Below are 14,514 nucleotides of genomic sequence, written 5' to 3' on the forward strand. Positions count from 1 at the left end.
GAGGGCGAGGGAGGAGTTCTTCCGCTTAATTCTTGGCGGGAGGCGTGGCCTTGACGTCGCTGTCGGCCTCGTCCGCCGAGGACGGCAGCTCACTCTCCAACTGGCGCTCCGCCGTGCGCGCCGCGCTCGAGCCCGGCGCCTCCGCCATCACACTCTTGCAGACCTGGACGGCGATCTGCCGGCGGCCCAGCGCGAACTCCGCTTCACACAGCCGCGACAGCACTTCCAGCCGCTGCGAGCCCCGGACTCCCGCCGACAACGCCGCACGCAGGAAGTCCACCTCCTGCGCCCAGTTTCCCGAGCGGTTGGCCACCTCCGCCTGCTTCATCAGCTCCGCGGGCGAGGGAGAGTATCTCGTGGCGGGCCGCTCCGCGGGCTTCGGCGCCGCTTCGCTCTTCCTGAGCGCCAGTCCCTCCTCCTGCGCCACCGGCCCGGCCGAAGCCGCGGAAGGCTGGTACTGGGCAGGAGCAGGAGACGGTGGCGGCGGCGCGGCACTCGCCACCTGGGCGCGCCCGGGAGCCTGCTGCTCGTACACATCATCCGCCGCCACGTCCTTGCTCGCCGGGGCCGAACGCGAGACGGAACCGCGAATCGCCTGCATCGGCTCGGGCGGCGCGGACTGCCTGGCCTCGACCTCGACCCCGGCCATGGAGGAATCAGCGTATTCCGCGGCGGGCTCCTCGGCGGGCTCGGCACGTTGCGCCGTCGAGACGGAGGGCATGGCCTTGCCACCTGCCACGTCACGCTTGCTCTTCGACGCCTTCTCGGCGTCCATGGCGAGCTTCTTTTCCGGGAAGCCCCCCGCGCTGCCCGCGCTCGCGTTGCCCCAGTCCTCCCACACGGCGCTACGCCCACCCCCCTTCTTCGAGGGTGCCTTCTTCGTGGGCGCTTCACGCATCGCGGCGCGCATCTCCTCGTCCATCTCCGCGTGCACCTTGCCAATGTCGGCGGGCACGGGAGTGGTGATGGGCGGGGGCACGGCAGCAGCGGGCGCCGAGGGAGCCGGCGCGGTCTCCGCCACCTCCATCTGCTCGCCACGATTGCGCGTCTTCTCCCGGGAAGAGTCCTTGTGCTGGGCGAGCGAGGGGCTCAAATCCACCTCGCGATTCACCTGGATGACCACGACGCCAAAGACGCCCAGGGCCGCCACGCTCAACGCGGGCGCCAGCAGGCGGCGCCACCAGCGAGGCGCCGGCTCGGGACCCGCGGCGGCCCGGCGCGCGGACTGCTGCGCATACGCCAGCAGTGACTCCAACCCCGCGTCCGGCGCGGACTCCAGCGGCAACCGGGACATCGTGGTGCGCACGCCCCGGATATCCGCCAGCGTCTCCGAGCAGCGTGAGCAGCCCTGCACGTGCTGCTCCACCAGCCGGGCCTCGCTCGGCGGCAGCTCGTCGTAGGCGAAGTCCAGCAGCCGATCCTCGTGTGCGTGGGCACCCTGGGGCTTCATCCCGCCACCGTCCTTCCGTCCTCGGCCAGGTCACCATCCACCCCGAGCTCGGCCAGGCGCCGGCGCAGGCCCTCGAGGGCATAACGCATGCGGCTCTTCACCGTATTCTCGGACACCGCGGTCACCTCGGCGATCTCCTTGAAGGGGATGCCGCTGTACTCGCGCAGGACGAACACCTCGCGCTGCTCTTCCGGGAGGCTGGCCAGCGCGCGCTCCAGCAGGGGCCGCACGCGGGCGTTGTAGGCCCCACGATCGGGACTCACGCCCTCGTCGGGAAGGGCCTCGCCCAGGGGCCGGCCCTCATCGCCCTCGGCACCCGCGGTGGGCGCCTCCAGCGAGGCCGCCTGCCGGTAGCTCTCTTTGCGCGCGCTGTCCACGCAGAGGTTCCTCGCAATCGTGTAGACCCAGGTGGTGAACTTCGCCTTCGCCTCGTACTCCGGGGCGCTGCGCACCACCTTCAGCCACGTCTCCTGAAGCACGTCTTCCGCCCGCGCACGGTGGCCGGTGAAACGGAGGATGAAGTTGAACACCGGCGTCCGGTGCCTTCGCACCAGCACCTCGAACGCACGAGCATCCCCCGCCCGGAAGGCGAGCATCAGCCGTTCGTCTGAGGTCTCCGGTCCCAACACTCCCCCGTTTCCAGGGCCCTATGCCTGTCCTCACCCCTCCCGCCGCATTAACGGGCGAAGGGGGATTCGGGTCTACCCGATTTTGGCCCTCTGTAAGTGGCGAGAATGACAGGGAGCGTGGGCGCTGTCACCAGGGCTGCTCCGCCCGCCCGTCCCGCCAGGAGGCTTCCGTGCCAGCCCGCCGGGAGCAAGCGGCCGAGCGGGCTCAAGGTCCCACCAGTGCCCGCATCAGGGCCCGGTACAGGCGCCAGAACGGGCCCTGTCCGTGGCCGGCCTTCGGCGGAAACGCCCGCGTGTCCATGGCCGGCAGGAACGCCGCGCCCCGGCCACTGGCGAACTGCCAGACGGGAATCGAGAGCAGCCCCATGAGCGCGTGCAGCTCTGTCTCGTACGGGGCACGGAACCCGGGGATGGCTTCGTCGGGGCCCACGGCCTGGGTGGCGCCTCGGGGGTCCCCGAACCAGTCGCACGCCAGCCGGAGGAGCGGGGATTGGAGGGGCTCCCCTCCCACGAGGTGCCGCGTCGCGAGGAGATCCACGGCCAGCGCATCCGCGCCCGCGTAGAGGCGGCGAGGCGTGGGGGGCCTTCCGCAACCGAGGATTCCGACCAGCCCATCCGCCGCGTGCTCGAAGGCGTCGATGAGCGCGAAGTGCGGCGGGAAGTCGAGCAGGGGCATGAGCAACGCCGTCTCGCGGCTGGCGAACCGCTCGGCGAAGAGGAACTCATCGAACCGGCCGCCCACGCCCTGGATGGTGGCGATGGAGAGGTGCGTGAGATCCACGGGATGGCTCCGGGCCTTGGAGAACACGATGCGGAGCTCCGCGTCCCTCCAGGAGCGGGCGATGGTCGACTGCGCCATGCCACGGCTGTAGTCGTGCGGCACCTGCTCGGCTTCGAGATCCACGACGCGGTACGCGGACGAGGTGTAGCCGAAGTAGCGCGCGACCTCGTGGACACTCCGCCCGTCGAAGAATCGATCGTAGAGGTTGCCGGCATCGGCGACGGCGATGTCCTCGAGGCCCAGCTCGCGCAGCCGCAGCGCCAGGGCCTCGACGAGCTCCGGGTCCGTGATGTTGGAGCGGTCATCGCGGTGGTAGCCCAGCATGAAGCTCACGCGCACGAGCACCCGGAGGGAGGAGACCGGCCGGCCCAGCACCTCGGCCCTGGTGCGGACCACCTCCGCGAGCCCGGCGTCCTCCAGGGTCCGGCGGAGCGCCTCCTGCTTGGACTCCCCGGCCGGAGACGCGTGGACGACGACGCGTCCTCCCTGTCCCACCGGGTGCGAGCGAAGTGGAGCCGAGCGCAGCGCACGAGGCAGGAACAGTTCGTCGGCGCGGCCCACCTCGGAGATCAGCGAGCCGGTGGGCGCGAGGACCGAGTCCCCCTCGCCGAGCGTCTCCATGAGGGCGCGGAAGATGCGGGCGTGCTTGTCCTCATCGGAGTGCATGCGCGAGAACCACATGCCCGCGTCCGGAGGGAGCTCCGGCACCCGGGGGGCCACCTGGGCGATCCGCTTCCACCCGAGCGAAGCGCTCTCCTCCGCGTCCACCTGGAGGGCGCAGTACTCCCGGAGCGTGAGGCGCCGGAGCTTGTCGCGCATGGGCTTCGGCACCTTGCCACCCAGCCTGCCCAGGAACATGACGAAGGACGCGATGAGCGTGGAGATCGGCGCGCGGGAGAACGACGTGTGGTGACGGACGGCGATGGCCCAGCCGGCGAGGGCTCCCGCGACGTGAGAGAGCCACGTGGCCACCCGGACGGGCATGGAACCGATGCGGAGCAGCACCCCACGCGTATAGGTGGCGTGCATCTCCTCATCGCGCCACGCCCAGGCGAGCGCCTGACGCATGAGGGCGCGGCTCTCCTCCGGCATGGCCACGGACGCGAGGCGCTCGCGCATCACCTCGTCCCGGTACGCCACCGCGACGATGCGCTCGCGCTCGAGGGCCAGCAACAGCAGCGCGCGGAGCTCCTCCGTGGGCCGCCCACGAAACCGCTCCGCCCACGCATCGAGCTTGCGCTGGAACTCTCCCGCCACCGTGTCGGTGCGCGGAGACTCCTCCCCCTTCGTCATGGACGTGCACTCCAAGCCATCGGAACAAAATCCTTCAGGGGTGAGTGTGTCCGCACCGTACACTCAAGTCACCCCCCTCGGGCTCTGTCCGCCTCCCGGGCGCGCTCTTCACGAACTTGTCCAACTGTTGGACAAGTTGTGCGACACCGCGCCCGGAGCGCCCCCTCCTCTCGAGCTGACGACAGGGCTGGTCGGTGGATGAGCCCGGCGATCCGGAAATGTCAGGCCCCCCATTCCCACCGTAGGTTGGAGCCACCATGCGCTCCCGACGCGACCCCATCACGGTGGCCAACGCCTCTTGCCTGACACGCGTACGGCAGCTCAGCCCTCCTGTGTCCATCAAGAGATGGGGTCAGCACCTCGCCTTCGACAGCCAGAGCACCCTCCTGCTGGCAATGGCCCGGATGCAGCCCGACAGGCTCCGCTGGTGGGACCTGCGCGGTGAATCCGACCAGCCCGTGTGCTCGCCGGAGATTCCTCTCTCGTCCGTGTTCTGCGTCCTGCCCGGGAGGGACCTCGTGGTGGCGGTGGGCTGGCCCGACCCGACGGCGCCCTGGAAGAAGAGGCTCGTGGCCCTGTCCACCCGGGACGGTTCGCTCCGGTACGAAGCGCCCTTTCCCTATGAGCTCCATGCCATGAGCGCCTCGGCCGACGGCTCCTTGTTGGCGATGGTGGTGGAGGATGGACTGGGGCTGCTGTGGGACGTGGAACGCTGGTGCTGCCTGCGCGAGCTGGAAGTGGCGCCGAAGTACCTCTACGCCCAGGGTTGCGCCATCTCACCCGACAGGCGCCTCATCGCGGCGGCGCAGACCCAGAACTACCCCGATCAGGGCCCCGGCATCATTCAACTCTGGGATGCCACCACGGGCGCGACCCTGTGTCTCCTGAGCGTGAACGATCCCCTCATCTGGGACGTGGCGTTCCATCCCACCGAGCCGCTGCTCGTCGCGGGAACGAACGGCGATGACGTCCACGTGGTGGACCTCGAGCAGCGGCGCATCGTGCGAACGTTCGATGCCCCCAGAGCCTGGCGTCTGAGCTTCAACCCCGACGGCTCACTGCTGGCGGTGGCGGGTGATGGCCCCTTCTTCGGCGTCTACCGCTTCGACACGGGAGAGCGTCTCTTCAGCCATGAGGATGACAACGACGAGCAGACGAGCCCCGCCGTCTTCTCGCCCGATGGGACCTTCGTGGCCTGGGGTCAGGGCGACTACACCGTGGGACTGTGGGCCGTCGCGGATTGACGCCACGGCCCCGTGCCAGACCTACCCGTCCCTCGAGCTCCGGTAGGTCATGAGCAGGACGGGGAGCGCGACCACGGCCACCAGGGCGGCCTGCCACACCAGCACCTGGGGCAGGGGCTTCTGGAAGTGGATGAACAACGAGCGGCCCAGGGCCACCCCCAGCAGCACACCGGTGAGGGTGCGCACGGCGTTGGAGCCACCGCCCGGACGGAAGCGCCCCACCGCCCAGTCCACGAGCGCCGGCAGGGTGAGGCCGAGCACCACCGGCACATCCCACTCCCACGACAGGGGCGCTCGAACCTTGAAGAGGGCCACCATCACGGCCAGCAGCACCGGGTACGTCCCCAGGCAGCGCGCGCACACCCGCACGCCGCCGAGCAGGTACGTGCGGTTGTACTCCTCCTCATGGTGGTGACTGAGCCAGAACACCCTGCCCTCCCTCCGTGACCTTCCGCGCCTCGTCCTCCACCAGGAAGCACGCGGCGGTGTGCCCGTTGCCCAATTCATACAGGGGCGGTGTCTCGCGCCGGCACCGCTCCATGGCGTACGGGCAGCGCGGATGGAAGGGACACCCGGGCGGTGGCGCGAGCGGAGACGGCACGTCCCCCTGGAGGATGATGCGCGAGCGCTTGCGTTCCGGGTCCGGCACCGGCACCGCCGACAGCAGCGCCTGCGTGTACGGGTGGCGCGGCTTCCGGTACAGGTCCGCCGCGTCCGCCAGCTCCACGATGCGGCCCAGGTACATCACCGCCACGCGCGTGGACACGTACTCGACGATCTTCAAATCGTGCGCGATGAAGATGTACGTCAGCCCCAGGTCACGTTGCAGGTCCACCAGCAGGTTGACGATCTGCGCCTGGATGGACACGTCGAGCGCGCTGATGGGCTCGTCGGCCACGACCAGGTCCGGCCGCAGGGCGATGGCCCGCGCGATGCCGATGCGCTGGCGCTGTCCTCCCGAGAACTCATGCGGGTAGCGGCCCAGGGCATCGCGCGGCAGGCCCATCAGGTCCAGCAGCTCGGCCACCTTCGCCTCGCGCGCGGGGCCCCGCTCCAACCCATGGATGGCGAAGGGCTCGCCCAGGATGTCCCGCACCGTCATGCGCGGGTTGAGCGAGGCATACGGGTCCTGGAAGACGAGCTGCATCCGCCGCCGCAGGGGGCGCAGCTCGCGCTGGGAAAGGCCCGTCAGCTCTCGGCCCTCGAAGCGGATGGAACCCGCCGTGGGCTCCACGAGCCGCAGCAGCGTGCGCCCCAAAGTGCTCTTGCCGCAGCCGCTCTCGCCCACCAGGCCGAGCGTCTCGCCGCGCCGCACGTCGAAGCCCACCCCATCCACCGCCTTCACGGTGCCCCGCACGCGCCCGAGCAATCCCCCGCGCACCGGGAAGTGCGTCTTCACGTCGCGAACCTGCAACAGGGGCTCGGTCATGGCGCGGGCACCGGGTTGTGGCACGCCGCCTCCTGGCCATCGCGCTTGAGTTCCAGCGCCGGCTCCACCCGGGCGCAGATGTCCAGGGCGCGCTCGCACCGGTCCCGGAAGCGGCAACCGCCGGGCAGCCGGCGGAGGCTCGGAACCATGCCGGGAATCGTCTTCAACCGGGGGCGCTCCCCTGCCCCACCCGTCTCCTGGAGGGCCGGAATCGAGCGCAGCAGCCCCGCCGTATACGGGTGCGCCGGCTGCCGGAAGAGCGCCTTCACCGGGGCCCGCTCCACCACCCGGCCCGCGTACATCACCACCACCGCGTCACAGCTCTCGGCCACCACGCCCAGGTCATGGGTGATGAGCATCACCGCCATGTGGCGCTCCGACTGCAACCGCTTCAGCAGCTCCAGGATCTGCGCCTGGATGGTGACGTCCAACGCCGTGGTGGGCTCGTCCGCGATGAGCAACTCCGGCCCACACGCGAGCGCCATGGCGATCATCACCCGCTGGCGCATGCCGCCGGAGAGCTGATGCGGGTAGCTGTCCACGCGCTGCTCGGGAGCGGGAATGCCCACCTGGCGCAGCATCTCCACCGAGTGCTCGCGCGCGGCGGCCTTCGACAACCCCTGGTGCAGCCGCACCCCCTCGGAGATCTGCTCGCCCACCGTGTAGACGGGGTTGAGCGAGGTCATCGGCTCCTGGAACACCATGGAGAGGTGGCGCCCACGCATGCGGCGCATCTTCTCCTCGGGGAGCGCGAGGAGGTCCTCGCCCCGGAAGCGGATCCGCCCGCCCACCACCCGGCCGGGCGGCTCGGGCACCAGCCGCATCACCGAGAGCGCGGTGAGGCTCTTGCCACAACCGCTCTCCCCCACCACGCCCAGCGTGCCGCCAGGCGGGATGGAGAAGGACACGTCGTCCACGGCCAGCACCGGGCCCTCCTCCAGGGAGAGCTGGGTCTTCAGTCCACGGACATCCAGGAGGGGCTCGGACATGGGGCTCACGGCCGGGCCTCAACATCCGGCCCGGGGCATCACTTCCGGGACAGTTCCTCCAGGAACTCCTCCTCGCGGATGACGCGCTTGCGGATGAGGAGCCGGATGAGGCTGGCCACCATGCGCGCGGGCTTCACCTTCTCCGTGTGCAGCTCCGCCTCGCCGCCATCCGCCATGCGCTCGAGGTCCTCGAGCACCTTCAGGTCCTCATCCGTGATGTCCGGAGGCCGGGGCGCGGGAGGCGGCTGCGGCAGGCCCTTCGCGGCCCCACCGAAGACGACCACCGGCACGCCCTTCTGCCCGGGCGCGGCGGACGGAGGCGGGGAGCCGGGCTCGCCCAGCAGCTCATCCAGGACCTCCTCGCTCTCCTGCGGAGGAGGAGGCGGCGGCGGGCTCGCGGACGCCTTGGCCCTGGGCGAGGCCTTGGGCGTGATGAGGGTGATGTCCTCGTCCTCATCATCGAAGGGCGGCGGGGCCGGGGGCGTGGGCGGCTTTGGCTTCAAAGCGGACCTCGGGGTGAGGACGGGGGGACCGTTTACAGGGGGCGGCGGCGGCACGGAGGGCGCATCCCAATCGAGCAGGGCCGAGACGGCGGCGGCCGCCGCGGACTGCGGCAGGCTCTCGTCGACGGGTTCCAACACCGGGGGTCCGCGCGTCTCATCCTCGGCGAGCAGCCCCACTGCCCGGCCACTCACGAGGTCGAGCGAACGGTCGATGTCGTCCTCGGCGGCCACGTGCACCCGGATGGGCTTGTTGAGCTGGAAGCTCAGCTCGCCCACCACGGTCAGGTCCGAGGGATCATCCACCGCCACGAGCAGCCGCTCGCCCCGGGCCTCGCGCTCGAGCCCGAAGAGCACGAAGCGGTGCTCGGCCTGGAAGTCGAGCGAGACGAGCTCGCGCACCTTCTGGGGAATCTCTTCCGGGAGCTGGACGAAGGGCAGATCGAACTGCCGCGCCAGGGCCTGGGCCACCGCGGAGGGCTCGGTGAAGCCCAGGGCGATGATGACCGAGCCGAGGCGCTGGCCCTGGCCATGGACCCGTTGCTGTCCGAGCGCCTTGCGGACCTGATCCGGATTGAGCGCACCGGACTCGATGAGCAGCTCGCCGATCTTCTTGCGCATGGAAGGACGGGGGGCTGGAACGGCTAACGCTTGACCTTCGCCAGGTACTCGTCGCGGCTGAAGACGCCCTTCTCGATGAGCAGCTCCACCATGGCCTTGAGGGCGGCCACTTCCTTGCGCTGCACCTCCTCCACGCTGCGCAGGAGTTCCACCGGGCTGCCGTTGCCGCCGCGCACCGAGGGCATCTCGCGCGAGGGAGAGGGGGGCATCGGAGCCGGCGTCCTGGCGGCGGGAGCCGCGGCCGGCGGAGGCGCGGTGGGCGCGTTCATGTTCTTGACGACCGTGCGGCCCTGGGCGTCCACCACCTTGAAGTTGGTGTCCGCGTCGGCCAGCTCGCCCTGGTCATCGTAGAAGCGCGCCATGGCCCGGGCGATGGCCGTGCGTCCGGCCACGTTCGGGACGATGCGGCTCTTGGTGACGGCGCGCAGCTCGTCCAGCTGCCTCACGTTGAGCGGGTCCGCGATGGCCACCACCAGCGTCTTGCCGTCGTCGCGCAACTGCAGCGGCAGCACCGCGAAGTCCCGCGCCGTCTGCAGCGGCACCTTGTTGAGCACGTGCGGGGGGATCTCCTTCACCGCGTCCAGGTTCACCGCGGGGATGGCGAGCTGCTTGGACAGCGCCCGGACCAGGATGTCCTCGGACACGAGGTTCATGCGCACCAGGATTTCTCCCAGCTTGCCGCCCCACTTCGCCTGCTCCGCGAGCGCCGCCTTGAGCTGGCTCTCCTGGAGCACGTTCGCTTTGATCAGCAGTTCACCGAGCTTGATCTGTGCCATGTCGCAGTCGCGGTGAGTCCGAACGGACCCGCCTTTGGAGTCAGTGTACCTGAAGTTCCAAGCATTGCCGCATTATCGACATGGCCCGCTCAAGAACCGGGCGAGGCAGGAGGCAGGGCAACCGGAGGCAGGGACTGGCCCCCCTCGTCCACCTCGACGACGCGGACGTCCTCGGGCGCGGAGAGGTCGAAGAGCGTCAGGTCCGGGGACTCGTTGAGGGTGATGCCGGTGTAGCGCAGGCCCAGGGAGGTGTCCGCGTTGGGGGCCCGGAGCGTCACCTCGTGGGGAAAGACGAAGTCCCCCTGCTCCTTGAAGTTGTCGTACTGGAGTCCATAGGCCTGGATGCCGCGGACCTCGCTGCGCACCACCCGGAGGTGCTTGGGGTGGATGTGGAGCACCTGGGACACGTTCCCCTTGTGGAGCGTGAGGACGTACAGCCGCTCCTTCTCGTCCAGGGAGAGCGTCATGCGCTCGGCGGGGATGAAGGGCACCTTACCGAGCATCACGGAGACCAGCTCCTCGCTCGGCAGGGCCACGGGCAGGAAGCGCGAGAGGTTCCGTGGGGTCGCCGGCCCCTGGTAGTAGGTGTTCTCCTGGAACTGGAGCAGGCCGAAGCGCTGGCCGTCGGTGACGAGCACGGCGATGGGCCGGTTGAAGAAGTCGAACATCTCCACGCGCAGCAGGCCCGGCCGGGAGGCAGCCAGGAAGGCGGAGACGGAGCCGGAGCCCTGGGGCGAGTCGATCCGGATCTTCCCGTCACCCTGGAGGGTGGCCACCCGGTCCTGGGCGGCGCTCGTCAGACGGAAGAGCTCCTCGGCCTGGGTGATGGGGCCCTGGGGGCCGAAATCGATGCGCTTGGGACAACCTGAACATAAGAGAGCCAGGAAGATTGCTGCGGCTGCGCGGTTCATGGCTTTAGTCTCGCGCCAGGCCGACCTTCCTGGCCACCATTCATGAGCCTTTCCGATCTCCTCCACTACCTGCGTATCGGCGGCGTCACCCTCGCCTCCCTCCTCCTCGCCTCCGTGGTGGCCATGGGTGTGGCCATCGAGCGGCTGATCGCCCTGTGGGGGGTGAGCGAGCGCTCGCGGGCCCTCGGCGACACCGTGCAGAAGCACCTGCTGCGCGGGGACATCACCGCCGCCCGTACCGCCACCGAGCGCTCGGACGCCGCCGTGGCGGACATCTTCCTGGCGGGCTTCGATCGCCTCGAGCGCACGCGGGGCACCGGTGACGGCGTGGAGTCCGCGGTGGAGCGCGAGCGCGCCCAGGTGGGTCTGCGGCTGCGGCGCAACCTGTGGATATTGGCGACCATCGGCTCGCTGACGCCGTTCGTGGGCCTGTTCGGCACGGTGGCCGGCATCATGAAGTCCTTCAAGGACCTGGGCCTGGACGTGCAGGCGGGTGGCTCGGGTGGCAGCGCGGCGGTGATGACGGGCATCTCCGAGGCCCTGGTGGCCACGGCGGTGGGCATCCTCGTGGCCGTGCAGGCCATGGCCTTCTACAACTACTTCCAGGCGAGGCTGTCGCGGGTGCTCGTGGAGCTGCGGCTCATGGGTGACGAGTTCGCCGAGCTGCTGCGTGAGCGGCCCACGAATGGCGCCCCGGCTTCCTCTTCCACGGCTCCGGCTCCGGTGGACGCGTCGCGTTCCCAGCCGGAGGCCTGAGGTCCACTCCCATGGCGATGGGCAAGACTCCGGGTGACCCCGATGGCAACGGCGAGGAGGTCGGCTTCGCGGAGATCAACATCACCCCGCTGACCGACATCTTCCTGGTGCTGCTCATCATCTTCATGGTGACGAGCTCTGTGATCGTCCAGCAGGCACCCGGTGGGGCGCAGACGGGCCTCAAGGTGAACCTGCCCAAGGGCGGCACCACCGACGTGACGGCGCGGGCCACCGACATCTCCGTGGCGGTGCTCTCGGACGGGCGCTTCGTGCTGGGCGGCAACGTGGTCGGCGAGGACGAGCTCAAGCGCGCCTTCGCGAAGGCCCAGGAGGAGAACCCGGACACCGTGGTCATCGTCCAGGCCGACGAGGGCGTGCCCCACGGCACCGTGGTGCAGGTGATGGAGATGGCCAAGAGCGTCGGACTCGGCCAGCTCGCCATCGGCGTGCGCGACACGCAGTAGGCCCTGGCTTCACCCGGGCGTGGCGCGCAGCCAGCGCCACAGCGCGCCCAGGCTCGGAGAGATCCGGAACATCGTCCAGCGCACCTGCCGGAGCTGTGGGCCCTTCACGGCCTTCACCATCGGCTCGAGCAACGTCATCGCCTCGGCCCGCAGGTGCTGGCGGGCCAGCAGCAGCGCCAGATCCAGCCTCGGCTCGAAGAGCGTGGGCTCCAGCGCGAGCGCCTCCTTCAGCAGCTCGGTGGCCTCCCGGCGCTCGTTCTTGGCGCGCAGGTGGAGCCGGCCCCGAAGGTACATCTTCACCGCATCCGCGCGGCGTCCCCGGGCGAGGTGCATCTGCGCCACCTGCTGCCAGAGGTGCACCTGCGTCGGGAACGTCTCCGCCGCCTGGGTGTAGACGGCCAGCGCCTTGTCCGTGAATCCCTTGTCCAGGTGCGCCTGGGCCGCCGTGCGGAAGCTCTGGAGCGAGGCCTCGCCCTCGTCCACCCGGGCCAGCAGCGGCGCCAGCTTCACGTGCACGGCTGGGTCCTTCGGCTCCAACTCCAGCGCCTTGCGGTATCCGGCAATCGCCTTCTTGAGCTTGCCCTTGGAGCGAGCGCGATCCGCTTCGACGATCAGCTCCGAACGCGTGGGCGGCGCCTTCTTTCCGAAGAGCATGGCCCCATTCTACCGGAGCGCCGCGCCCGCCGGGCGAGTTGCCAGGCGGGCGGAAATTCTCACTCAACCCGGACGCGGAGCGCGCGGTTTGACGCCCAGCCGCTGCATCGCCTGCTGGAAGACGCCGTACTCCTGCGCTCCCTGCAGCGCGAAACGGTCTCCGAGCACGAAGGTGGGCACGGCCTGGATGCCCATCTCCTGCGCCTCACGGACGGCGTCCTCGACGACCTGCTGGTAGCGGCCCTCTTCCACCGCCCGCTGCATCACGTCGGGATCCAGACCGGCCTCCTGCGCCGCGCCACGGAGCGTGTCCCACTGCCACAGGTCCTGCCCCTCGCTCCAGTAGCGCCGCAGCACCGCCGCATGGAACGGCTCGAGCTTCCCCTGCTCCCGGGCGAACTCCGCCGCCTGGTGCGCGCGCCGCGTCGAGGGGATGACGTCGCGCTCCACCATCGTCAACCCGGACGCGGCTGCTCTGCGCTTGAGGGGGTTGTTCGGATCCTTCATCCGCTCGCGCACGTAGGCCGACAGGGGGAGCCCCTCTGGCGGTGTCTCCGGGCGCAGGAAGAACGGACGCCAGTCCACCTGGACGTCATATTCCTTCTTCAGCTTCTCGACCTCCACGAGGCCGACGTAGCACCAGGGTCAAACGAAGTCCGACCACACCCGGATCGTCACGAAATCGCTCATGGGACACACCTAACACCCCCGGAGCGCGCCTGCCACTCCCGCCCGAGGGGAGCACGGGGCAGGCGTCCGGCGGCTCACAGGATGCGGCGCGAGCGCGGGTAGCTGCCCAGGACGATGAGCTCGCGGCAGTGCGTCTGGGCCTGCTCGATGGCGGCGATCATCGCCGGCTCCTCCCGGTGGCCGAGCGCGTCCACGAAGAACGTATAGGTCCACCGCTCCCGCCCCTGCGGCCGCTTGTCGATGTGCGAGAGGTTGATGCCAGCGGACTGGAAGACGCCGAGCACCGACACCAGCGCGCCGGGCTTGTCTTCGGTGGTGAACATGATCGACGTCTTGTCATCCCCCGTCGGCCGGGCGTTCTGCCGGGCGATGATGACGAAGCGGGTGATGTTGTTCGGGTCATCCTCGATGCGCGGGAAGAGGACGTTGAGCCCGTAGAGCTGCCCGGCGAGCGCCGTGCCGATGGCGGCCGATCCGGGCTCGGCGCCGATCTCCAGGGCCTTGCGGCACTCGTCGGCGGCGATCTGCGCGGCGCGCGAGCTGCTGGCCGCGGGCATGAGCTCGACGCCGGGGTACTGGGTGCTCAGCCAGTTGCGGCACTGCTGGAAGATCTCCGGCTTGGAGTGGATGCGCCGGACCTGGCTCGGCTGGCAGTTGGCGAGCAGGGCATGGTGCACGGCGATCTGCACCTCGCCATAGACGGAGATGTGCTGGGCGTTGGACTTGAAGGCATCGAGCGTCTCCACGATGCCGCCGCCCAGCGAGTTCTCGATGGGAACGAGCCCGTAGTTGACGTGCCCGCGGCGCACCTCGGTGAAGACACCACCGATCTCCCGCAGGTCCTCGTAGTCCACCGAGGAGCCGAACTGCTTGACGGCGGCGGCGTGCGAGTTGGAGCCGGGCGGCCCCAGGTAACCGATGCGCAGCGGCTGCTCGAGCGCGAAGGAGCCGCTCATCAGCTCGCGGTAGATACCCTCCACGGCGCGATCGCTCAGGGGGCCCTGGTTGGAGGACAGGACCTTGCGGAGCACCTCGGCCTCGCGATGCGGGGCGTAGATGGGGGTGCCATCGGCGCGCTTGGTCTTGCCCACCTCGACGACGAGGCTCGCCCGCTCGTTCAGCAGCCGGACCAGACGTTGGTCCACGGCATCGATCTTCCGGCGCAGCTCCTGGAGACGCCCCGAATCCTTGGGCCGGGCGGGCGCGGGCTGCTTCTGCTTTCGGGTCTTCCTGGTGGCCATCGGTCTCCAGCGCGGTCGAGCACGGAAGCCGGGGATTCTCTCTCAAGAACCCCCGATGGCGCACGGGAAGTATTCAACCCGGGGCT

General features: G+C 69.8%; 14 protein-coding genes and 1 pseudogene. 3 read left to right on the top strand and 12 right to left on the bottom strand.

Features of this window, described 5'->3' with window-relative positions:
- Positions 1-25: 25 nt before the first annotated feature.
- The 3 genes from BO221_RS34360 to BO221_RS34370 all read right to left on the bottom strand — a co-directional run bounded on the left by BO221_RS34360 (position 26) and on the right by BO221_RS34370 (position 4,153).
- Positions 26-1,450, bottom strand: coding sequence for a zf-HC2 domain-containing protein (locus BO221_RS34360; RefSeq protein ID WP_073565076.1), 1,425 nt, complete (start codon positions 1,448-1,450; stop codon positions 26-28).
- Positions 1,447-2,079, bottom strand: a complete 633-nt coding sequence (locus BO221_RS34365; RefSeq protein WP_073565077.1) for an RNA polymerase sigma factor — start codon at positions 2,077-2,079, stop codon at positions 1,447-1,449. The genes BO221_RS34360 and BO221_RS34365 overlap by 4 nt, the downstream gene beginning before the upstream one ends.
- A gap of 205 nt (positions 2,080-2,284) precedes the next feature.
- On the bottom strand, positions 2,285-4,153 hold the full coding sequence (locus BO221_RS34370) for a DUF362 domain-containing protein (protein ID WP_073565078.1): 1,869 nt from the start codon (positions 4,151-4,153) through the stop codon (positions 2,285-2,287).
- Between the two features lie 257 nt (positions 4,154-4,410).
- On the opposite strand from BO221_RS34370, the gene BO221_RS34375 reads away from it, so the two are divergent.
- Entirely contained in the window at positions 4,411-5,397 is a 987-nt protein-coding gene (locus BO221_RS34375) for a WD40 repeat domain-containing protein (protein WP_073565079.1), read from the top strand.
- A gap of 21 nt (positions 5,398-5,418) precedes the next feature.
- Here the strand turns inward: BO221_RS34375 and BO221_RS34380 are convergent, their stop codons facing one another.
- The 6 genes from BO221_RS34380 to BO221_RS34405 all read right to left on the bottom strand — a co-directional run bounded on the left by BO221_RS34380 (position 5,419) and on the right by BO221_RS34405 (position 10,623).
- A complete protein-coding gene (locus BO221_RS34380) occupies positions 5,419-5,826 on the bottom strand; it encodes a DUF2085 domain-containing protein (protein ID WP_073565080.1) in 408 nt (135 codons plus the stop codon).
- The gene (locus BO221_RS34385) at positions 5,801-6,826 is read right to left on the bottom strand and encodes an ABC transporter ATP-binding protein (RefSeq protein WP_073565081.1); all 1,026 of its coding nucleotides are present in this window, start codon (positions 6,824-6,826) and stop codon (positions 5,801-5,803) included. Before BO221_RS34385 ends, BO221_RS34380 begins: the two co-directional genes overlap by 26 nt.
- Entirely contained in the window at positions 6,823-7,815 is a 993-nt protein-coding gene (locus tag BO221_RS34390; RefSeq protein ID WP_073565082.1) for an ABC transporter ATP-binding protein, read from the bottom strand. The genes BO221_RS34385 and BO221_RS34390 overlap by 4 nt, the downstream gene beginning before the upstream one ends.
- Before the next feature lie 38 nt (positions 7,816-7,853).
- Positions 7,854-8,936: a hypothetical protein gene (locus BO221_RS34395; protein ID WP_073565083.1), complete on the bottom strand. Its 1,083-nt coding sequence runs from the start codon at positions 8,934-8,936 to the stop codon at positions 7,854-7,856.
- Positions 8,937-8,959: 23 nt separating this feature from the next.
- Positions 8,960-9,712, bottom strand: a complete 753-nt coding sequence (locus BO221_RS34400) for a general secretion pathway protein GspE (protein ID WP_073565084.1) — start codon at positions 9,710-9,712, stop codon at positions 8,960-8,962.
- Positions 9,713-9,801: 89 nt separating this feature from the next.
- Positions 9,802-10,623 (bottom strand): DUF4292 domain-containing protein, encoded by an 822-nt coding sequence (locus tag BO221_RS34405; RefSeq protein WP_073565085.1) that lies wholly within the window; start codon positions 10,621-10,623, stop codon positions 9,802-9,804.
- A gap of 42 nt (positions 10,624-10,665) precedes the next feature.
- Here BO221_RS34405 and BO221_RS34410 point away from each other — a divergent pair, with 42 nt between their 5' ends.
- Together BO221_RS34410 and BO221_RS34415 are read left to right on the top strand one after the other, a co-directional pair.
- A complete protein-coding gene (locus tag BO221_RS34410) occupies positions 10,666-11,379 on the top strand; it encodes a MotA/TolQ/ExbB proton channel family protein (protein WP_073565086.1) in 714 nt (237 codons plus the stop codon).
- Between the two features lie 11 nt (positions 11,380-11,390).
- Positions 11,391-11,843 carry a biopolymer transporter ExbD gene (locus BO221_RS34415; RefSeq protein WP_073565087.1) on the top strand — a complete coding sequence of 151 codons (453 nt, stop codon included), beginning with the start codon at positions 11,391-11,393 and terminating at the stop codon, positions 11,841-11,843.
- Between the two features lie 9 nt (positions 11,844-11,852).
- On the opposite strand, the gene BO221_RS34420 is transcribed toward BO221_RS34415, so the two are convergent.
- The 3 genes and pseudogenes from BO221_RS34420 to pheA form a co-directional block, all read right to left on the bottom strand.
- Entirely contained in the window at positions 11,853-12,497 is a 645-nt protein-coding gene (locus BO221_RS34420; protein ID WP_073565088.1) for a tetratricopeptide repeat protein, read from the bottom strand.
- Between the two features lie 63 nt (positions 12,498-12,560).
- Positions 12,561-13,130: pseudogene (locus BO221_RS34425) on the bottom strand (DsbA family protein); the annotation flags it as partial.
- A 131-nt stretch (positions 13,131-13,261) separates the two neighbouring features.
- A complete protein-coding gene (gene pheA, locus BO221_RS34430; RefSeq protein ID WP_083681792.1) occupies positions 13,262-14,428 on the bottom strand; it encodes a chorismate mutase in 1,167 nt (388 codons plus the stop codon).
- Between the last annotated feature and the right edge of the window lie 86 nt (positions 14,429-14,514).

It is taken from the genome of Archangium sp. Cb G35 (assembly GCF_001896145.1).
GTDB classification, from domain to species: domain Bacteria; phylum Myxococcota; class Myxococcia; order Myxococcales; family Myxococcaceae; genus Archangium; species Archangium violaceum.